At 64.5% G+C, this 19,386-nt stretch carries 17 protein-coding genes; 12 read left to right on the top strand and 5 right to left on the bottom strand.

Translation table 11 applies throughout. The features are described 5' to 3' along the window. The first annotated feature begins 17 nt into the window (after positions 1-17). Positions 18-872 carry an amidohydrolase family protein gene (locus ABXS05_RS17860; RefSeq protein ID WP_311937441.1) on the top strand — a complete coding sequence of 285 codons (855 nt, stop codon included), beginning with the start codon at positions 18-20 and terminating at the stop codon, positions 870-872. A 197-nt stretch (positions 873-1,069) separates the two neighbouring features. Here the strand turns inward: ABXS05_RS17860 and ABXS05_RS17855 are convergent, their stop codons facing one another. Both ABXS05_RS17855 and ABXS05_RS17850 read right to left on the bottom strand, forming a co-directional pair. Further along, complete coding sequence (locus ABXS05_RS17855) at positions 1,070-2,524, bottom strand: M48 family metalloprotease (protein WP_311937438.1); 1,455 nt, start codon at positions 2,522-2,524, stop codon at positions 1,070-1,072. 22 nt (positions 2,525-2,546) lie between these two features. Further along, positions 2,547-3,275, bottom strand: a complete 729-nt coding sequence (locus ABXS05_RS17850; RefSeq protein WP_367624862.1) for a thermonuclease family protein — start codon at positions 3,273-3,275, stop codon at positions 2,547-2,549. Between the two features lie 170 nt (positions 3,276-3,445). Here ABXS05_RS17850 and ABXS05_RS17845 point away from each other — a divergent pair, with 170 nt between their 5' ends. From ABXS05_RS17845 to ABXS05_RS17800, 10 genes are all read left to right on the top strand, one after another. Further along, a complete protein-coding gene (locus ABXS05_RS17845; protein ID WP_068293571.1) occupies positions 3,446-3,784 on the top strand; it encodes a P-II family nitrogen regulator in 339 nt (112 codons plus the stop codon). 47 nt (positions 3,785-3,831) lie between these two features. Then, complete coding sequence (locus ABXS05_RS17840) at positions 3,832-5,145, top strand: ammonium transporter (protein WP_311937432.1); 1,314 nt, start codon at positions 3,832-3,834, stop codon at positions 5,143-5,145. A 349-nt stretch (positions 5,146-5,494) separates the two neighbouring features. Next, positions 5,495-7,066: an ABC transporter substrate-binding protein gene (locus tag ABXS05_RS17835; RefSeq protein ID WP_311937430.1), complete on the top strand. Its 1,572-nt coding sequence runs from the start codon at positions 5,495-5,497 to the stop codon at positions 7,064-7,066. 227 nt (positions 7,067-7,293) lie between these two features. Beyond that, positions 7,294-8,244 (top strand): ABC transporter permease, encoded by a 951-nt coding sequence (locus ABXS05_RS17830; RefSeq protein WP_311937427.1) that lies wholly within the window; start codon positions 7,294-7,296, stop codon positions 8,242-8,244. 10 nt (positions 8,245-8,254) lie between these two features. Beyond that, the gene (locus ABXS05_RS17825) at positions 8,255-9,088 is read left to right on the top strand and encodes an ABC transporter permease (protein WP_068293556.1); all 834 of its coding nucleotides are present in this window, start codon (positions 8,255-8,257) and stop codon (positions 9,086-9,088) included. Between the two features lie 10 nt (positions 9,089-9,098). After that, positions 9,099-10,724, top strand: coding sequence for an ABC transporter ATP-binding protein (locus tag ABXS05_RS17820; protein ID WP_311937422.1), 1,626 nt, complete (start codon positions 9,099-9,101; stop codon positions 10,722-10,724). 70 nt (positions 10,725-10,794) lie between these two features. Then, positions 10,795-12,795 (top strand): CocE/NonD family hydrolase, encoded by a 2,001-nt coding sequence (locus ABXS05_RS17815; protein ID WP_367624861.1) that lies wholly within the window; start codon positions 10,795-10,797, stop codon positions 12,793-12,795. Positions 12,796-12,865: 70 nt separating this feature from the next. After that, complete coding sequence (fdxA, locus tag ABXS05_RS17810; protein WP_367624860.1) at positions 12,866-13,216, top strand: ferredoxin FdxA; 351 nt, start codon at positions 12,866-12,868, stop codon at positions 13,214-13,216. A gap of 147 nt (positions 13,217-13,363) precedes the next feature. Further along, a complete protein-coding gene (gene fdxA, locus ABXS05_RS17805) occupies positions 13,364-13,702 on the top strand; it encodes a ferredoxin FdxA (protein WP_311937414.1) in 339 nt (112 codons plus the stop codon). Positions 13,703-14,216: 514 nt separating this feature from the next. Next, complete coding sequence (locus ABXS05_RS17800; RefSeq protein WP_367624859.1) at positions 14,217-14,807, top strand: CarD family transcriptional regulator; 591 nt, start codon at positions 14,217-14,219, stop codon at positions 14,805-14,807. 149 nt (positions 14,808-14,956) lie between these two features. Here ABXS05_RS17800 and ABXS05_RS17795 read toward each other — a convergent pair whose 3' ends face one another. Then, a complete protein-coding gene (locus ABXS05_RS17795) occupies positions 14,957-16,174 on the bottom strand; it encodes an MFS transporter (protein WP_367624858.1) in 1,218 nt (405 codons plus the stop codon). A gap of 229 nt (positions 16,175-16,403) precedes the next feature. On the opposite strand from ABXS05_RS17795, the gene ABXS05_RS17790 reads away from it, so the two are divergent. Continuing rightward, positions 16,404-17,315 carry a LysR family transcriptional regulator gene (locus tag ABXS05_RS17790; protein WP_367624857.1) on the top strand — a complete coding sequence of 304 codons (912 nt, stop codon included), beginning with the start codon at positions 16,404-16,406 and terminating at the stop codon, positions 17,313-17,315. A 17-nt stretch (positions 17,316-17,332) separates the two neighbouring features. Here the strand turns inward: ABXS05_RS17790 and prmC are convergent, their stop codons facing one another. Together prmC and prfA are read right to left on the bottom strand one after the other, a co-directional pair. Further along, complete coding sequence (prmC, locus tag ABXS05_RS17785) at positions 17,333-18,202, bottom strand: peptide chain release factor N(5)-glutamine methyltransferase (protein WP_367624856.1); 870 nt, start codon at positions 18,200-18,202, stop codon at positions 17,333-17,335. Then, positions 18,199-19,278 (bottom strand): peptide chain release factor 1, encoded by a 1,080-nt coding sequence (gene prfA / locus ABXS05_RS17780; RefSeq protein WP_367624855.1) that lies wholly within the window; start codon positions 19,276-19,278, stop codon positions 18,199-18,201. Before prfA ends, prmC begins: the two co-directional genes overlap by 4 nt. Positions 19,279-19,386: the final 108 nt, after the last annotated feature.

Here is a 19,386-nt window from a genome sequence, read left to right as displayed (position 1 = left end):
CCTCCACGGAGATCCCCATGCTCGACTACCCCATCATCGACAGCCATGTTCATCTGCTCGATCCGGCGCGCCTGGGCTATGCCTGGGCCGAGGGCATCACAGGCCTGCGCTCGAAGGCGGTGCCGGCGGATGTGTTCGCTGCGGCCAGACCCGTCGAGATCGAACGTTTCGTCTTCGTGGAAGTCGATGTCGATGCTGGCCAGCATCTCGACGAAGCCGCCTGGGTCAGCGAGCTTGCGGCGGCCGAGCCTCGGCTCGGCGCCATGGTCGCGAGCCTGCCGCTCGAAAAAGGGGCGGCGGTCGAGGCAGATCTCGATCGCCTGCGCGAGCACAAGCCGCTGCGTGGCATCAGGCGATTGATCCAGGGCCAGGCCGATCCGGAATTCTGCCTGCAGCCCGGTTTCCTGGCCGGCCTCAAGCTGCTGGCCCGCCACGATCTCTCCTTCGACATCTGCATCCTGCATCACCAACTGCCGAACGCGGTCCGCATGGTGCAGCAATGCCCGGATGTCCGATTCGTGCTCGACCATATCGGCAAGCCGGCGATCAAGGCGGGCGAAATGGAGCCCTGGCGCGCCGATATGAAGCGGCTCGCTGCCTTGCCCAACGTGCATTGCAAGATCTCGGGTGTATGCACCGAGGCCGATCACCGCAGCTGGACGCGCCAGGAGATCACGCCCTATGTCGAGCATGCCCTGGAAAGCTTCGGTTTCGAGCGCGTGATGTTCGGCTCGGACTGGCACGTGCTGGAATTGGCGGGGACCTATCCCGACTGGGTGCATGTCGTCGACGAGATCACGCATGACTGCTCGCCGTCGGAACGGCGCAAGCTGTTCAGGGACAATGCCGCGGCGTTCTATCGGCTGAGGTGAGGAGGCCGAGGATGGCGTTCTGTCGAGCGGCACCCCTCATCCCCCTGCCGGGACCTTCTCCCGCAAGGGGAGAAGGAATTTGATTGGGATGGGCTGCAAAATCTTGCATGCGGCCAGACCGCGCCCCTTGCCAAATGGAGCCCCTTCTCCCCTTGCGGGAGAAGGTGGCGGCAGCCGGATGAGGGGTGGACCGCCCTCTACTGCGTGACGACCTTGACGCGGTCGCCCGGCCTGAGCGGGCTGGTTTCGTCAAAGCCGTTCAACACCAGGAAGCGCTCGAGCTGGTCCTGGGGGCCGGCCATGCGGGCTGCCAGGGACTGCAGCGTGTCACCCGAGCGCACGGTGATGATGTCGATATGCTCGGGCCGCACATTGCGCAGCTCGTCCGGCGTCATTCGCCGGAAGCTGTTGGCGGTTTCCTGGAACAGGGCGTCGGTGGCGGGGTTGAGGTCGCGGGCCGCCAGGATCAGGCGGTAGACGTCGCTGCCGAAGCGGATGGCATAGAGGCGGAAGCTCCAGTCCGTGCCACGGGCGAGGGCGGTTGCCGCCTCGTTGCCGTTGATGCGCAGGGTGGAGACCGAAGAGGTGTCCACGCCGCTGATCCATCCCGAGGCAAGATAGTCGGATAGCGACTGGCCATCCTTGGTCTTGACCGTGTCGAGACGCAGCGCCCGACCATTGCCGTCGACACCGAGAATGGCCTGCGGCGTGTTGTCGAGGGTGAAATTGGGGGGCGCGGTGAAGGTGAAGGCCAGGCGCGGCTGCCAGAAGATACGGCCCTGCACATAACCCTGCGCGGGATCCTCGCCATAGGTGATGCCGTCGATCACCGACAGATAGCGGAACTTGTCATGCTCGCCCGAGCCGGGAGCGCCATATTGGGCAGCTTCGGTGTTGGCCTTGGCGATACGTTCGGGCGTGGAGGGATGGGTTGACAGGAAGTCCGGCGTCGCCTGGCGCGAACGCGCCTCCACCTGCCGGCGCATCGAGGTCAGGAAACGCGCGGCGCCATAGGGATCGAAGCCGGCCTTGGCGATCGTGCGAATGCCGATCTCGTCGGCATTCAGCTCCTGCTGGCGCGAAAAGCTCGCCAGGCTGTTCTGGCTCGAGGAGACCAGGCCGGGATTGTGCACCATGCTCGCCACCTTGGAGACGACCAGGGATTGGCGCTCGCGATCGGCACGCGCGGCAGCGTGGCGCGCCGAGACATGCGCCATCTCATGGGCGATCACGGCCGCGATTTCGGCATCGTCATTGGCCAGCGCGAGCAGGCCGCGCGTCACGTAGAGCCGGCCGGAGGGCAGGGCGAAGGCGTTGATCGACGAGGCGTTCAGCACCGTCAGCTTGTAGGGAATGTCGGGCCGGTCGGACTGGGCGGCAAGACGCTGGACGAGATCGTCGAGATAGCGTTCCAGGGCGGCGTTGCGATAGGCGCCGCCATAGGAAGCGAGAACGCGGGCGCTTTCGCGGTCCTCCGCATTGGGGGGAGCGATGACACGCGGGGCTTCGGCCGGAAGGGCTGCGGGCGTGGCGCGCGGAAGATCGCCCGCCTGGTCGTTGTCGCCCACGGTGGCGCAAGACGACAGGCCGAGCGCAAGCGCCAGGGCGCAAGCCCTCCGCCAGTTCGGTTGTCTCGCCGCGCCCCCCAGCATCTCGCTCAGCTTCCCACTCCTCCTACGGCGACACCGGTGCGACCTGTTCGATCGCCGCCGGCTCGGTAATTTCGATGCGGGGCCCGTCGCGCATCGTCACGACGCCACGAGCCCTGACATAGCTGCCCTCGAGAGCGGCAGCGGTGTGACCGGTTGCCTCGAAACGTGGCCATTGTTTGGCGGGTATCGCCAAAGTCACGTCTTCGCGCCAGATTTTGCCGAAATCGATCCACACGGTCGTCTTCGTCACTCCAACATGCAGCACGCGTCCCGCCACGATGGCGAAGCCATCGGCGTGTCGGGCAACGGCCTCAGGAGTCGCCGCATCGGCGACTGCATAGCCCGGTTCGGCCCAGAGGCCAAGCCGAGCCCGGCGGGCATTGTCTTCTGCAGTCATTAATTCTGTGTAACACACATCTTCCCCAACGGAAGGCCGAATGCGCGCCAAGCCGCGGGCTGCGAGATCGGCCGCCAGATCGCGGCCTTCGAAATAGAGCGCTCCGCGCCATGCGCCGTGCCTGTCGGGCGTGGCCGGGCCCACCAGGGTCGCAGTGGCATCGGCAAGATCGGGCAGCCTCAGCGAGGAAAGATCCACGCCCGCAAGCCTTATCCTGCGGCCGTCCGCGAGCAGGAGGTGGCCCTGTTCGTCCTTGCCGGCAATCGTCACATTCTCGCCTGCTTCCGCCGGGACGGCGCACGGATCAGCGAACGCCTTGTGCACGTTGCTCGAAAATATCGCAACGACGGCCATTGTGCCTAATATTTGCGCAACCCTTGGCAAGCGAGTGGTCCTTACATTGGGCAGGGGTAATTTTTATCGTGATTTTTCATGATCTTAGCATGGCGTTTGGCAGTTGGCACGCGGCTTGAAAGAGGATGTCTGACGCCAAATTGCAAAACGCCTTAAGGGGATAGAGCAGCATGAAAATAGTGATGGCCATCATCAAGCCGTTCAAGCTCGAGGAGGTGCGCGATGCCCTCACGGGTCTGGGCGTGCACGGTCTGACCGTGACCGAGGTGAAGGGGTATGGCCGCCAGAAAGGGCATACCGAGATCTACCGCGGCGCCGAATATGCCGTGAGTTTTCTGCCCAAGCTGAAGATCGAGGTCGCGGTGCCCAGCGAGCTGGTCGCCAAGGTGATCGATGCGATCACGGCGGCCGCCAAGACCGGCCAGATCGGCGACGGCAAAATTTTCGTCATGCCGATCGAAACTGCGGTGCGCATCCGCACCGGCGAGCGCGACGGCGACGCGCTCTAGGTCTGCCGCCGATGCCCTCGACTCCCATGAGACAGGATCCTTTCCCGATGACTTCCCTCCGTTTCCTCAAATCCGCCGTCATGGCCCTCATGGGCGCCGGGCTGCTTGCGGGCCCCGCTCTCGCCCAGACCGCAGCGCCGCCGCCCACCCTGAACTCGGGCGACACGGCCTGGATGCTGGTGTCCTGCGCGCTGGTGCTGATGATGATCGCGCCGGGCCTCGGCCTGTTCTATGGCGGCCTGGTGCGCGCCAAGAACATGCTCTCCATCCTCATGCAGGTGCTGATCGTCGCCTCGGTGGTGATGGTGATCTGGGTCTTCTACGGCTACACCCTCGCCTTCAGCGACGGCGGTCCCCTCTTCGGCGGTTTCTCCAAGGCCTTCCTCGCCGGCATCACCAAGGACACGCTGAGCGGCACCATTCCTGAATATGTGTTCGTCTGCTTCCAGATGACCTTCGCGGCGATCACGCCTGCCCTCATCGTCGGCGCTTTCGCCGAGCGCATGAAGTTCTCGGCGGTGGTGCTGTTCTGTCTGCTCTGGGTCACCTTCATCTACATCCCGGTCGCCCATTCGGTGTGGCAGTCGACGGGCTGGCTGTTCAAGCTGGGCGCCTTCGATTTCGCCGGCGGTACCGTCGTGCACATCAATGCCGGTGTCGCCGGCCTGGTGGGCTGCCTGATGATCGGCAAGCGCACCGGCTTCGGCAAGGAACAGATGCCGCCCCATTCGCTCACTCTGTCCTGGGTCGGTGCCGGCATGCTGTGGGTCGGCTGGTTCGGCTTCAACGCCGGTTCGGCCCTCTCGGCCGGCGCCAGCGCGGGCCTGGCCATGATGACCACCTTCGTCGCCACGGCGGGCGCTATCCTGGGCTGGTCGCTGGTCGAATGGTTCACGCATGGCAAGCCCTCGATGCTGGGTGCGGTCTCGGGTGCGGTCGCCGGCCTGGTGGCGGTGACGCCCGCAGCCGGCTTCGTCGGTCCGGCCGGCGCCATCGCGCTTGGCTTCATCGCCGGTATCGTCTGCTTCTTCTTCGTGACGACCGTGAAGAATGCCTTCGGCTATGACGACAGCCTCGACGTCTTCGGCGTGCATGGCATCGGCGGTATCCTCGGCGCTCTCGGCACCGGCGTGCTGGCATCGCCGTCGCTGGGTGGCGTCGGCTATGCCGATGGCGTGACGATGGGCGCCCAGCTCTGGGTGCAGGTCGAGGCGGTTGCCTTCACCATCGTGATGACGGGCGTGGGCTCGGCGATTCTGTTCAAGCTGGTCGATCTCGTCGTCGGCCTGCGTGTCGACCGCCAGACGGAGGCCGAAGGCCTCGATATCGTCGAACATGGTGAACGCGCCTATCACAGCTGACGTGATGGCATACGCAAGATCCGATCCCCGGCCGCATGGCCGGGGGTTTTCTGTTTATGGGCGGATGGATCCGATATCATCCGTTGTCGCTCGCGCCGGGCGAGATCCTTTTTGGCCGAAATTGACGAAAATTAGGCCTGCTAATTGAAAATTGGGCTTTACCCGACGTTCAAATTCGCAAATCGAGCCTGATTTGGGTTTCATGAAAATGAAAGAACGTCGCCCTGCTGTCATTTGATGTCGTTTGTAGGTCTCTTGCACAGCGGCTTGCAGGACACGATAGTGGGCAGGTCGAACGCTCGGGCAACGAGCGCAAATTCCATACAGGCGAGCCGCAGGGAACATTGACATGACGGGTAAGAACTTTACGCAGGGATCGGGCCTGATCCTCGACCGCCGCGAATTGATGAAGAGCGCTGCTGCGCTCGGTTTGAGCCTTGGTGGCCTGGGCGCGCTCGGCGGCTCGGCCCTGGCGGCTGATACCCCCAAGAAGGGCGGCACCTTGAAGCTGGGCATGGAGGGCGGTTCGGCCTCCGACAGTCTCGATCCTCGCACCTATGCCGATTCCGTGCCGATTTCCTACGGCTACCAGATCTGCAACGGGTTCGTCGAAATCGGCGATGACGGACTGCCCAAGGGCGAGTTGTTCGAAAGCTGGGAATACAAGCCCGGCGCCAAGGAATGGATCTTCAACATCCGCAAGGACGTGACGTTCCACAATGGCAAGACGCTCGATGCCGATGATGCGATCTATTCGATCAACCTGCATCGCGGCGACACCAAGTCCGCCGCCAAGGATCTGCTGAGCTCGATCACCGACGTCAAGAAGCTCAGCGCCAACCAGATTCAGATCACCTTGTCCGAGGGCAATCTCGACCTGCCCTACAACCTTTCCGATTATCACGTCCTGTGCGTGCCCAACGGCTATAGTGACTTCTCCAAGCTGGTCGGCACCGGTGCCTACAAGCTCGAAGTGTTCGAGCCCGGCGTGCGCGTGGTCACCAAGAACACCGGCAATTACTGGAAGCCTGGACGCGGCAATTTCGATGGTATCGAGCTGCAATACATCCAGGACCAGGCGTCGCGCCTGCAGGCCCTGATCTCAGGCCAGGTCGATGCCATCAACCGTCTCGATGCCAAGACCATGGACATCGTGACCTCCTCGCCCGACGTGAGCGTGGTGCAGAGCAAGGGCACCGGCAACCGCTTTGCCTTCGTGGCGCTATGCGACACCGACCCCTATACCAATGCGGACCTGCGCTGGGCGCTCAAATACGGCATGGACCGCAAGAAGATCGTCGACACCGTCTACCAGGGCTATGCCACCGTCGGCAACGACACCACCATCAGCCCGTCGCACAAATACTATGCCAAGGACGTGCCGCAGACGCCCTACGATCCGGAGAAAGCCGCCTTCCACTACAAGAAGGCCGGCAGCCCCAAGCTGGAACTCAAGGTTTCGGAAGGCGCTTATAACGGCGCAACCGACGCTGGCTTGCTCTACCAGGAAGCCATGAAGCAGGCGGGCATCGACCTGACCGTCACGCGCGTTTCGGGCGATGGGTACTGGTCGAATATCTGGCTGAAGGAACCCTTCTGCGCAGTCTACTGGGGCGGGCGCCCCAACATCGATCTGCAGCTGTCGCAGACCTTCCTGTCCACCGCCAATTGGAACGACACCCATTGGAAGCGGCCGGAATTCGACAAGCTCTTGATCTCCGCCCGCGTCGAGACCGACGATGCCAAGCGCGCACAGATCTACTCGGAATGCCAGAAGATGATCCACGACGATGGCGGCATGGTCTGCTACGCGGTCGGCGATTATCTCGACGCCTACTCCAAGAAGATCATGGGGACGGCGCCGCATCCGCGCTACGACATGTGCGACCAGCGTGTCGCCGAAAAGGGCTGGTTCGCCTGAGAGCTCTGGAGCCGGGGGCGTTTGGCGACAAACGCTGCTTCGCCCCTGCTCCTTGTTTCGACGTGTCCTTGCGAATCCTGGCGTAGCCGCCAGACCGCAGGGCGTGTCGGGGGCGACGCGCGTGAGGCGCCTCGCTCTTTTCCTTTCATACTGCAGAGGGACGGGCGCGTGCGGGGGGAACTGCAGCGTGCCCGGCCTCCGTCGGCAACAGGTCGAAAGGGCACATTGTGGGACGTCTTATCGGTTGGCGCATCGTCCAGGGGGTGGCGACGCTCTTCGCCATCTCCCTCATCTTGTTTATTCTAACCCTCAACCTGCAGGGAAATGCGGCGGATGCCGTGCTCGGCCAGGCCGCAACGGCGGAAACCAAAGCCGCTTTCGAACGCAGCATTGGCCTCGATGTGCCGGCCTGGCAGCGCTATCTGAGCTGGCTGTGGAACATCATCACCCATTTTGATTTCGGCCGGTCCTATACCAACCAGAACGTCATCGTGAACGATCTGTGGCCGCGTTTCACCAACACGCTGTTCCTGGCCTGCTACGCCGCCGTGATCGCCGTGCCGCTCGCGGTCATCACCGGCATCACCTGCGCCATCACCGAGGGACGTCTGGCTGACCGGGCCGCCAACGTGCTGGCGCTGATCGCCATCTCGCTGCCGGAGTTCTTCATCGGCGGCGTGCTGATCCTGCTCTTCGCCGGTTATTGGCGCTGGTTCCCGCCTCTGGCGGCCGTCAACCCCGACATGGGCTTTTTCACGCGCCTCTACGTGACTTTCCTGCCGGCGGTGGCGCTGACCTGCCTGGTCACCGCGCATATGATGCGCATGACGCGCAATTCGGTGCTGTCGATCATGTCGACGCCCTATGTCGAAATGGGCTTCCTCAAGGGCCTGACGCGGGCCCGCGTCGTCACCAAGCATGCGCTGCCGAACGCGGCCTCGCCGATCATCTCGGTGGTGGCCCTGAACATCGCCTATCTGGTGGTCGGCGTGGTCGTCATCGAGAAGGTGTTCACCTATCCTGGCGTCGGCCAATACATGATCGACGCGGTGACCAAGCGCGACGTGCCGGCGATCCTGGCCTGCGGCATCCTGTTTGCGGCCGTGTTCATCATCCTCAATACGATTGCCGACGTGCTGGCGATCATCCTCAATCCGCGTCTGCGGCATCCCCGGTAGAGAGGGCAGCATGGTCATTTTCGGACACAAGGCGCCGCTCACCGCCGTCATCGGCCTGTTCATCATCGCGCTCAATGTCGTCGTCGCCATAGCCGGCCCTTGGCTCGCGCCCTATTCGGAGACGCAGACCGTCGGCAAGACCTGGGCGACGATTTCAGCGACCAGCTGGCTGGGGACCGACCAGATCGGCCGCGACATGCTCACCCGCCTGATCTACGGCGCCCGCCTCACCATCGGCATCGCCCTGGTCACCACCATCCTGTCCTTCGCCATCGGCATCACGCTCGGCCTGGTAGCGGCCGTGACGGGGCGCTGGATCGATGCCGTGCTCTCGCGAACCGTCGACATCGTCATGTCGGTGCCGCTGCTGATCTGGGCGCTGATCATTCTGTCGATCTTCGGCCAGACCCTGACTTCGCTGGTGCTGACCATCGCCTTCCTCGATTCCAGCCGCGTCTATCGTCTCGCCCGCGCGCTCGGCATGAACCTCGCCTCGCTCGATTTCGTCGAGGTGGCCAGGCTGCGCGGCGAGGGCATCTGGTGGGTGGTCTGGCGCGAGATCCTGCCCAATGCCGCAGCACCGCTGATGTCGGAGTTCGGCCTGCGCTTCTGCTTCAACTTCCTGTTCATCGCCGCGCTGAGCTTCATCGGCCTCGGCGTGCCCCTGCCCTATGCGGACTGGGGCGGCATGGTGCGCGACAACATCACCAGCCTCAAGCTCGGGCGGGCAGCGGCCCTTTATCCGGCTGCCGCCATTGCTCTCCTCACCATCGGCATCAATCTGGTGGTCGATTGGTTCCTGTCGATCGATGCCCGCCCGTCCGGCGCGCAGGCGGAAATGTAAGGGGGCTGAGATGGCAAACGACAAGACCTCTTCCGATCTGATCCTCGAACTCGAAAAGCTCAGGGTCGAGACCATCACCGGCCGCGTTCTCGTCGACAATGTCGACGTGACGCTGCGGCGGGGCGAAATCCTCGGCCTCATCGGCGAATCCGGTGCCGGCAAGTCGACCATCGGCCTGGCGTCGATGGCCTATGCACGGGCCGGCATGCGCATCACCGGCGGCTCGATCAAGCTCGACGGTACCGAGCTGCGCGCCTCCACCGCCGCGCAGCGCCGTAATTTCCGTGGCAAGAGCATCGCCTATATAGCCCAGAGCGCCGCCGCCTCCTTCAACCCGGCCATGACGCTGATGGACCAGGTCTGCGAGGCGCCGGTCGTGCATGGCGTGATGACGCGGCCGGAAGCGGAAGCCTATGCCCGCAAGCTTTTCCGCATCCTGCAGCTGCCCAATCCCGACACGATCGGCGATCGTTACCCCCACCAGGTCTCGGGCGGCCAGCTCCAGCGTGCCATGGCCGCGATGGCGATGAGCTGCCGGCCCGATGTGATCGTGCTGGACGAGCCGACCACGGCGCTCGACGTCACCACCCAGATCGAGGTGCTGGCGCTCTTGCGCGACCTCATCCGGGAATTCGGCACGGCCGGCCTCTACATCACGCATGACCTTGCCGTGGTGGCCCAGATCGCCCATCGCATCATGGTGTTGCGCCATGGCAAGACCGTCGAGGTCGGCGAAGCCCAGCAGGTACTGGAGGCGCCGCGGACCGACTATGCCCGCGCTCTGGTGAACGAGCGGCGCGAGGCCGAGCATCTCCAGCTGACCGCGCCGGCGGAGGGCGCCGAGCCCGTACTCTCCATGACCAACGTCACCGCTGGCTATGGCCCGGTTGCCATCGTCAAGAACGCCTCCTTCAAGCTCGCCAAAGGCGAGACGCTGGCGGTGGTGGGCGAGTCCGGTTCCGGCAAGAGCACGATCGCGCGCATCATTGTCGGCCTGCTGCCGCGCTGGGAGGGCGATGTCTCGCTGAACGGCAAGACCCTGCCGCCGGCACTGCCCCAGCGCAGCAAGGACATCCTGCGACGCCTGCAGATGGTGCACCAGATGCCGGATGTGGCGCTCAATCCGCGCCAGACCCTGGGGCAGATCATCGGGCGCCCGGTGAGCTTCTACTTCAACCGCTCGGCCGGCGACGTGCGCAAGCGCGTGCTCGAACTGCTGCGGCAGGTCGGCCTGCCGGAGGAGTTCGCGGATCGCCGGCCCGGCCAGCTTTCGGGCGGGCAGAAGCAGCGTGTGTGTATCGCCCGCGCCCTCGCCGCCGAGCCGGAGGTGATCATCTGCGACGAGCCGACCTCCGCGCTCGACCCGCTGGTGGCGGAGGACGTGCTCAAGCTCCTCAAGAAGCTGCAGGACGATCTCGGCCTCGCCTACATCTTCATCACCCACGATCTCGGCACGGTGCGCCGCATCGCCCATCGCACGGCGGTGATGTTCAAGGGCGAGATCATCGCCCAGGGGCCGACGGCGGATATCTTCGCCCCGCCGTTCCATCCCTATACGGAGAAACTGATCAGCTCCGTGCCGGAGATGGATACGCATTGGCTCGACAATATTCTCGCCAGCCGCAAGGTGGCGTGATCCAATGGTTCGTTGAAAGGGCCGGTCTTCTGACCGGCCCTTTCGTTCGTTTTTCTTGAAGTATTTTCCAATGTCCCCAGTCCGCACGATCGAACATTTCTTCATTCCCCTCGCCGATGGTACCCGGCTTGCCGCGCGCCTGTGGCTGCCCGAGGATGCCGAAGCCAAGCCGGTGCCGGCGATCCTCGAATATATCCCCTACCGCAAGCGCGACGGCACGCGCGGGCGGGACGAGCCGATGCATGGCTGGTTCGCAGCCAATGGCTATGCCGCCATCCGCGTCGACATGCGCGGCAGCGGCGAGTCCGACGGCCTGCTCGAGGATGAATATCTGCAGCGCGAACTCGACGATGCCTGCGAGGTGATCGCCTGGCTCGCGGCCCAGCCCTGGTGCTCGGGCTCCGTCGGCATGATGGGCAAGAGCTGGGGCGGCTTCAATTGCCTGCAGGTCGCGGCGCTCAACCCGCCGGCCCTCAAGGCCATCATCACCGTCTGCTCCACCGATGACCGTTACGCCGACGACATCCATTTCATGGGCGGCACCTTGCTCAACGACAATCTGTGGTGGGGCTCGATCATGCTGGCCTATCAGGCCAGGCCGGCCGATCCGGCGCTGGTCGGCGAGGCCTGGCGAGCGCAATGGCAGTACCGCCTCGACCATCTGCCCTTCTTCCCGGCGCTCTGGCTCGCGCATCAGAGGCGCGACGCCTATTGGCGGCACGGTTCGATCTGCGAGGATTTCTCGGCGGTACAATGCCCGGTCTTCGCCGTCGGGGGCTGGGGCGATGCCTATACGAATGCCATTCCCCGCCTGCTCGAGGGCCTCACCGTACCCAGGCTCGGCCTGATTGGGCCCTGGGCCCATATCTATCCGCAGGACGGCGTGCCGGGGCCGGCCATCGGCTTCCTGCAGGAAGCAACCCGCTGGTGGGATCACTGGCTGAAGGGGACGGATCGCGGCATCATGGCCGAACCGATGATGCGGGCTTTCGTCGAGGAGTGGACGCCGCCTGGTCGTCGCGATCCGGTGCCTGGCCGCTTCGTCGGCGAGGCGACATGGCCTTCGCCGGCGATCGTCGCCAAGACCGTCCATCTGGCGCCGGGCACCCTGGCGGTTGAAGCTGGACCGGCCAGCGAGATCGCCTTCACCTCGCCGGCCTGGACGGGAGCGGCAGCCGGGGAATGGATGGGTACCGGCGTCACCGGCGAGGAGCCAGCCGATCAGCGCCATGACGACGCCTTCTCCTGCTGTTTCGATGGCGAAGTCCTGACCGAACGGCTCGAACTGCTCGGCGCCCCGGAGATCGAGGTCGAGATTGCTTCCGACAAGCCCCTGGCCCAGCTCTGCGCCAGGCTCTGCGACGTTGCGCCGGACGGCTCCTCGCGCCGTATCGCCTATGCGGTGTTCAACCTGACCCACCGCGACAGCCATGCCGAGCCCGAGGCGCTGGTGCCTGGCCGCTTCTATCCCATCCGCCTCAAGCTCAGCGATTGCGGCTATGCCCTCGCGCCGGGCCATCGCCTCCGGCTTGCCCTGTCGACCGCCTATTGGCCGCTGATCTGGCCGGCGCCCGAACCGGTGACGCTCACCCTGCGCTGCCCGGGCCGATTGGCCCTCCCGGTGCGCCAGGCCCGCGCGAACGACCCCGTCGTTGCCTTCGAGCCGGCGCTGAGCGCTGCCCTCACCCCGACGACCAAGGTCGCCGAAGGCCGCATGGCGCGTACCACCTCGCTCGACCTGCTGACGGATACGGCTACCTATGTCACGGAAGGGGAGGGCGGCCTGTTCGGCGAGGGCGTGCTGCGCTTCGACGAGATCGACACCACGCTCTCCCACAGCCTCCGGCGCGAGCTGACCGTCAGGGGCGATGACCCTCTCAGTGCGCGCTACCGCCTCAGCGAGAGCTATGAGATGGGGCGCGAGGGCTGGCAGATCCGCATCGAGGTGAAGACCGCGATGCAGGCGACCGCCACCGATTTCATCCTGGAGGGCGAACTCAGGGCCTCAGCCAATGGCGAGCTGGCCGCCGAGCGCCGCTGGTACGAGAAAATCCCCCGCGATCTCTTGTGACCGCAATTGCGCCTTAGGCGCGCCATAACCGGCCGTTCCACTGAGGGCTCTCTCCGGATGGAACGGCGCCATGGCCTATGTGGTCACCGAAAACTGCATCAGATGCAAATATATGGACTGCGTGGCCGAGTGCCCGGTCGATTGCTTCCGGGAAGGCGAGAATATGCTCGTCATCGATCCCCTATTATGCATCGATTGCGGCATCTGCGAACCGGCCTGTCCGGCGGATGCCATCCGCTCCGATGCGGAGCGCGGATTGGAGGCTTGGGTTGAATTGAACGCGCGCTATGCCCATCTCTGGCCGGAGATCACGGCGCGGCGCGAGCCGCCATTGGATGCTAAACAATGGGACGGCGAGCTTGGCAAGCTCGCCTTGCTCTCGCCTCGGCCGGGCGCCGGAGACGCAGGACAGGCCGGGTAGAGGACAGGTCCAGTGCTCCGTTTGTGATGAACTGAGTCAAAGCCTCTACCGCGGCGAATGGCTGCTCTGTGCAAGCGCGCCTTGAACCGTCGGCGCAGTTCGGCTAGGCAGTTTTAGCAAGATTATAAACTTTCGGGATTTTCTGGCATGACCTACGTGGTCACTGAGAACTGCATCAAGTGCAAATACATGGACTGCGTGGAAGTCTGCCCGGTGGACTGTTTCTACGAGGGTGAGAATTTTCTCGTCATCCATCCCGACGAATGCATCGATTGCGGTGTCTGCGAGCCCGAATGTCCGGCGGATGCCATCAAGGCCGATACCGAAAAGGGCCTGGAGGCCTGGCTCGAGCTGAATGCGAAATTCGCGCAGAGCTGGCCCAACATCACGGTCAAGCGTGACGGTTTTCCCGATGCCAAGGAGTGGGACGGCAAGCCGGACAAGCTGCCGCTGCTCTCGCCGGAACCGGGCCAGGGCGACGCCTGATTGCAAATTCCGGCCGAATCCGACAGGGTTCGGTTTCCCCTGCACGGGTAGCATGGCTGCCCGTTTTAGGGGCTTCGGCAGCGGGCATCTGTCGAGGCACCCTTTGGACCGCCCGGCGCTTTTTGCATAGCGGCTATTCACAAAAACCGCGCAGTATCAACCTTAACGAGCGCTTTACGCGCCGTTTTGGCGTGTAAAAGCGTTGATTTTTGCCGATTTTTGGTATATACAGGGGCATGGTCAAGAGAGAGACCGAGTTACCCCGCCGCTGCTCCGCACAGGGGCAATTTTTTTGTGCTCAGCTTCAAGGGACCTCAGTCGGTCGGTGCGGGTAGCGCCGATAGATACATGGAATTTTTGACCGTCCTTCATTTCGACGTTCCTCGCGGCGGCTCTTGAAGCTTTGGCCTGGTTTCACTGTCGAATGGTGTTTGCGGCAACAGGCGTGAGCCTGCCCGTGGTTTGGTGCGGCTGCCGATTCGGCATCCGCCAATGATAGGAGCGTTGAAGCGTCATGACGACAGCGAAGAAGACGTCCACGAAGCAGGGTTTCAAGACGGGCGAGAGCATTGTGTACCCCTCGCATGGCGTCGGCAAAATCGTGTCGATCGACGAGCAGGAAGTAGCCGGTTTCAAGCTTGAGCTGTTCGTGATTTCCTTCTCCAAGGACAAGATGACGCTGCGCGTGCCCACCACCAAGATCGCTTCCGTCGGCATGCGCAAGCTGTCCGAACCGGCCGTGGTCGCCAAGGCGCTCGAAACGCTCAAGGGCCGTGCCCGCATCAAGCGCACCATGTGGTCGCGCCGTGCGCAGGAATACGAAGCCAAGATCAATTCGGGCGATCTGATCGCCATTGCCGAGGTCGTGCGCGATCTCTATCGCTCCGATGCTCAGCCCGAACAGTCCTATTCCGAGCGTCAGCTCTATGAAGCGGCTCTCGATCGTATGGCGCGCGAATTGGCCGCCGTCGACGACCTCATCGATTCCGAGGCCGTAAAGGTGATCGAAGCCAATCTCGCCAAGGGTCCCAAGCGCGGTGGTGCCAAGGAAGCCGAGGCCGAGTTCGACGATGCGACCGAGGAAGAAGAGGAAGCCGCCGCCTGAGGCGTTTCCCCATCAGACATACGGAAAACCCCGCTTCGGCGGGGTTTTCTTTTGGCTGCGAGGCCGAGAATGGCGGAAAGCCCAGACAGCAAGGGAGCAGGTAGGCCCTGGGTCTCGCCGTGCCCGGGTCCTGTCTCGCGGCAATGGCCTCAGGTCGGGTCGGGGCAGTCGGACCAAACCTCCGGCTTGGTTGCCTTCTCGGTGCCGACGAAGGTGAGGGCGAGGCCGACAAGGGCCAGCAATCCGCCGGCAATCGGAATGGCAGCATAGCCCAGGCCCAGGCTGAGGGTCGCGCTGCCGATAGCCGCGCCAAGGGCGTTGCCGAGATTGAAGGCGCCAACATTGATCGAGGAGGCCAGGCCCGGCGCGGCCGATGCCACTTGCATCACCCGCATCTGCAGAGGCGGCACGATGGCGAAGGCGGCCATGCCCCAGACCATGAGGCCGATGGCGGCGCCATAGCGGGAGGTCAGGGCGAGCGGCAACACAGCCATGATCAGGCCGAGGGCCGCGAGCGAGAGCCTGGCGGCACCGTCGAGTGACCAGTCGGCCAGGCGCCCGCCCAGCGCGTTGCCCAGGGTCAGGCCGATGCCGATCAGGGCAAGGGCGAGGGTGATGAAGCCGGCCCCGGCGTGGGTAATCTCGATCAGGACCGAAGTCACATAGGTATAGAGCACGAACATGGCACCTGCTCCCATCACGGTCGCGGCCATGGCGGTCAGCACGCTGGGCTGGGCGATGGCGCCGAACTCCCGGCGAATGTCGGGCATGCGGCCGGGCTCCCCCTTCGGCAGGGCGAGGAAGAGCGCCAGGATGGCCACCAGCCCGAGCAGGGCCGTCGCTGCGAAGGTCTGCCGCCAGCCGATGGCCTGGCCGATCCAGGTGGCTGCCGGTACGCCGCCGACAGTGGCGATGGTCAGGCCCAGGAACATTGCGGCAATGGCGCTGGCCTGGCGTTCACGCGGCACGAGGCTGGCAGCAACGATGGAACCCAGGCCGAAGAAGGCTCCGTGATTGAGGCTGGTGATGATGCGGGCGGCCATCAGGGTCCAATAACCCGGTGCGATCGCGGCCAGCAGATTGCCGAGCGCGAAGATGCTCATCAAGGCGATCAGGGCCGTGCGTTTGCGTAAACGCGCCAGCAACAGCGTCATGAGGGGAGCACCGGCCATCACGCCGATGGCATAGGCGCTGATCAGCAGGCCAGCCGTCGGGATGTCGACGCTGACACCCTGCGCGATGTCGCGCAGCATGCCCATCGGCGAGAATTCGGTGGTGCCGATGCCGAAGGCCCCGATGGCCAGGGCCGTCAACGGCCAGAAGCTGGAAGGTGTATCGGTGTTGGGGGTGCGTGGTTGTACGGCCATGGCATCCATTGCGTCTCGACTTTCGATTTCATCGGTTCCAGTCAGCCGCGGCCCAGGCGGGGTTGGATATTCTGCGGAGTCCGCCTGATCGTGCCCGTGGCTCGATCAGGAGCCCCCTGCCTGGCCGCTGCTGAAGTCGGGATGGAAATGGGCTCGTCGACGAGCGCTGGAAAGGCGCCCGGGATCACCTTATTTATGAAATCGTTTCATCAATGAGAGAGGCCCGACCATGGACAATCGCTTCGGCGAAATGCAGGTGTTCCGGCTGGTCGTCGAAACAGGCAGCTATTCGCGTGCCGCCCGGCAGCTGCGCATGACGCCCTCCACTGTGAGCAAGCTGATCGCGCGGATCGAGGCGCGCCTGGGATTGCGCTTGTTCGAGCGTTCCACCAGGCGCCTGTCTCTCACCGAGGAGGGACGGGCCTATTACGAGCGCGGCGGCGCCGTCATCGACGATCTCGATGCGATCGAGCGGGATTTGAGCGGGCAAGCCGTCACGCCCACCGGCACCGTGCGCGTGACGACGTCGCTGGCCTTCGGGGCAATGGCGATCGAGCCGATCCTGCCGGCCTTCTGGCAGGCCTATCCGGAGATTGCCGTCGACCTGGCGCTTTCGGAAGAAAAGCTCGACCTCTATCTGGAGCGCATCGACGTCGCTTTCCGTGTGGGCGCCTTGCCCGATTCGCGCCTGCGGGCACGTCGTATCGGCACCTCGCGACGTCTGATCGTCGCCGCTCCTGCCTATCTCGACCGCCACGGCACGCCGCGATCAGTCGACGATCTCGTGCGGCACAATTGCCTGGGCTTCAGTTTCCGCCGCGCTGTGCCGGTGTGGCCGCTCAGCGAGAGCGGTCGTATCGTGGACCGCGCCGTCCGCACGACCCTGCTTGCCAACAATGGCGAGACGCTGCGCCGCGTGGCCGTCGCAGGCATAGGTCTGGCGCGCCTCGCCGATTATCATATACGCGACGATCTCAAGGCGGGGCGCCTCGTCGAGATCCTTGCAGACGTCGTCGCGCCGGATGAGGAGGACATGCATGCCCTCTTCTTCGGCGGGGACAACATTCCCCATCGCGTCAGGGTATTCCTGGATTTCTGCGTACCGAGGCTCCAGCGCTTTCTGCGGGAGGCTGCGGGTTGAAGGCATATCCGCGCAAATCAGGCCGGTCGCGGGTTCCCCGGCCACCTGCCTGCCAAGGCGCGGGGAACGCCCCCGAGGTCCCTGCGCGCCGGACCGAGCATCTCGAAGCCTGCACGGCGCATCAGCCCGGCCACAGCCTCTTCCTGGCCGATGCCGAGCTCGAAGACCAGCAGCCCGCCGGAGCGCAGCAGGCGAGGGGCGTCGGCGGCAATGAGGCGATAGGCATCGAGGCCGTCGAGGCCGCCGTCGAGCGCGAGCAGGGGATCATGCTCACGTACCTCCGGTTCCAGCCCGGCAATGTCGGCGGAAGGGATATAGGGCGGGTTGGAGACGATGAGGTCGACTTCATCCTCCAGGCCCTCCATCCAGTTTCCCAGCCGGAAATCGGCTCTATCGGCAACGCCGTTGTCGGTGGCATTCAGGCCTGCGACCGTCAGGGCGTCGGCCGCCTGGTCGATCCCGATCCCGCTCGCGCGCGGTCTTTCATGCAGCAGGGCGATCAGGATGGCGCCGGTGCCGGTGCCGAGATCGAGCAGGCGGTAGGCCGCTTCGCGGTCGGGCAAGAGGGACAGGCAGGTCTCGACGATCGTCTCCGTATCCGGCCTTGGCGACAGCGTGGCTGGGCCCAGGCGAAATTCCAGGCTCCAGAACTCCCGGTGCCCGAGGATACGGTCCACCGGTTCTCCCTGCAGGCGCCGGGCCTGGAAGGAGCGGGCCTTCTCCGCAGCCTCGACCGTCACAGGGCCGTCGGGGGAAAGCGTGATTGCGGTCGCCGGCAGGCCGGTGGCTCCAGCCACCAGCCAGCGGGCATCGAGTTCGGGCGTGGGCAGTGCGGCAGTGCGGAAGGCAGCGAGGAGTTCCCGGTAAAGGCCGCCGAGCGTGCTCACGCCCTTGCCTCGCTGGCGGCGAGGAGCCTCGCCTGGTTCTCAGTCACCAGCGCGTCGATCACTTCATTGAGGGCGTCGCCGGCGATGATCTGGTCGAGCTTGTAGAGGGTGAGGCCGATGCGATGGTCGGTCAGGCGTCCCTGCGGAAAATTATAGGTGCGGATGCGTTCGGAACGGTCGCCGGAACCGACCTGGTCGCGCCGATCGGCGGCGCGGGCACTGTCGACGCGTTCGCGTTCAGCTTCGTAGAGGCGCGCGCGCAGCATCGCCATGGCCTGCGCCCGGTTCTTGTGCTGGGAGCGCTCTGCCTGCACCGCCACGGCGATACCGGTGGGCAGATGGGTGATGCGCACGGCGCTGTCAGTGGTATTGACGTGCTGGCCGCCCGCGCCGGAGGCCCTGAAGACGTCGACCTTGAGGTCCTTCTCCTCAATGGCGATGTCGACCTCCTCGGCCTCGGGCAGGACCGCGACCGTGGCAGCCGAGGTGTGGATGCGCCCGCCGGCTTCCGTCACCGGCACGCGCTGCACCCGATGCACGCCGGATTCGAATTTCAGCTTGGCGAACACGCCCTTGCCCCTGATGGCCAGCGCGATTTCCTTGTAGCCGCCCATGGTGCCTTCGGATTCGGACAGGATCTCGGTCTTCCAGCCCTGGAGATCGGCATAGCGCATATACATGCGCAGGAGATCGCCGGCGAAGAGCGAGGCTTCGTCGCCGCCGGTGCCGGCGCGCACCTCCAGGATGGCGGATTTTTCGTCGGCGGCATCCTTGGGCAGCAGTGAAAGCTTGATCGCCGTCTCCAACTCGCCGAGGCGCTCGAGCAAAGTCTTGCGCTCCTCCTCCGCCATCTCGGCCATCTCGCCGGCCATGGCCGGCTCGGCGATGATGGCCTCGACGCCTTTCAACTCGTCCTGCGCGCCCTGCCATTCGCGGATGAGCGCGGCAACGGGATCGAGCTCGGCAAGTTCGCGCGCCAGGGTCACATAGGTATCGGCGTCCGGGCCGGAGGCGAGCTCGGCCTCGACGAAATCGCGGCGGCGAAGCAGGGCATCAAGGCGGTCGAGGGGAAGCATAGGGCGGTCCTGGGAGTGTCGGAGCGCGGACATCCTGTCCGCATCTGGAAACGATGTGCATGGGGAGAAAAAGCGGACGAGGACGTCCGCGCTCCCAGGGCAGCCTCG

Origin of the sequence: Labrys neptuniae (assembly GCF_040797145.1) — a bacterium.
Lineage (GTDB): Bacteria > Pseudomonadota > Alphaproteobacteria > Rhizobiales > Labraceae > Labrys > Labrys neptuniae.
Note: the sequence above shows the minus strand (reverse complement) of the source record. Positions and strands in the feature narration are given on the sequence as shown.

Bases quoted from the DNA above. Each gene is read 5' to 3' on its own strand.
- ABXS05_RS17835 (WP_311937430.1), top strand. From the start codon at position 5,495: ATGACGGGTAAGAACTTTACGCAGGGATCGGGCCTGATCCTCGACCGC.
- ABXS05_RS17800 (WP_367624859.1), top strand. From the start codon at position 14,217: ATGACGACAGCGAAGAAGACGTCCACGAAGCAGGGTTTCAAGACGGGC.
- ABXS05_RS17850 (WP_367624862.1), bottom strand. From the start codon at position 3,275: ATGGCCGTCGTTGCGATATTTTCGAGCAACGTGCACAAGGCGTTCGCT.
- ABXS05_RS17855 (WP_311937438.1), bottom strand. From the start codon at position 2,524: ATGCTGGGGGGCGCGGCGAGACAACCGAACTGGCGGAGGGCTTGCGCC.
- ABXS05_RS17840 (WP_311937432.1), top strand. From the start codon at position 3,832: ATGACTTCCCTCCGTTTCCTCAAATCCGCCGTCATGGCCCTCATGGGC.
- ABXS05_RS17860 (WP_311937441.1), top strand. From the start codon at position 18: ATGCTCGACTACCCCATCATCGACAGCCATGTTCATCTGCTCGATCCG.
- fdxA (WP_311937414.1), top strand. From the start codon at position 13,364: ATGACCTACGTGGTCACTGAGAACTGCATCAAGTGCAAATACATGGAC.
- ABXS05_RS17795 (WP_367624858.1), bottom strand. From the start codon at position 16,174: ATGGCCGTACAACCACGCACCCCCAACACCGATACACCTTCCAGCTTC.
- ABXS05_RS17790 (WP_367624857.1), top strand. From the start codon at position 16,404: ATGGACAATCGCTTCGGCGAAATGCAGGTGTTCCGGCTGGTCGTCGAA.
- ABXS05_RS17845 (WP_068293571.1), top strand. From the start codon at position 3,446: ATGAAAATAGTGATGGCCATCATCAAGCCGTTCAAGCTCGAGGAGGTG.
- ABXS05_RS17815 (WP_367624861.1), top strand. From the start codon at position 10,795: ATGTCCCCAGTCCGCACGATCGAACATTTCTTCATTCCCCTCGCCGAT.
- prfA (WP_367624855.1), bottom strand. From the start codon at position 19,278: ATGCTTCCCCTCGACCGCCTTGATGCCCTGCTTCGCCGCCGCGATTTC.
- ABXS05_RS17825 (WP_068293556.1), top strand. From the start codon at position 8,255: ATGGTCATTTTCGGACACAAGGCGCCGCTCACCGCCGTCATCGGCCTG.
- ABXS05_RS17820 (WP_311937422.1), top strand. From the start codon at position 9,099: ATGGCAAACGACAAGACCTCTTCCGATCTGATCCTCGAACTCGAAAAG.
- fdxA (WP_367624860.1), top strand. From the start codon at position 12,866: ATGGCCTATGTGGTCACCGAAAACTGCATCAGATGCAAATATATGGAC.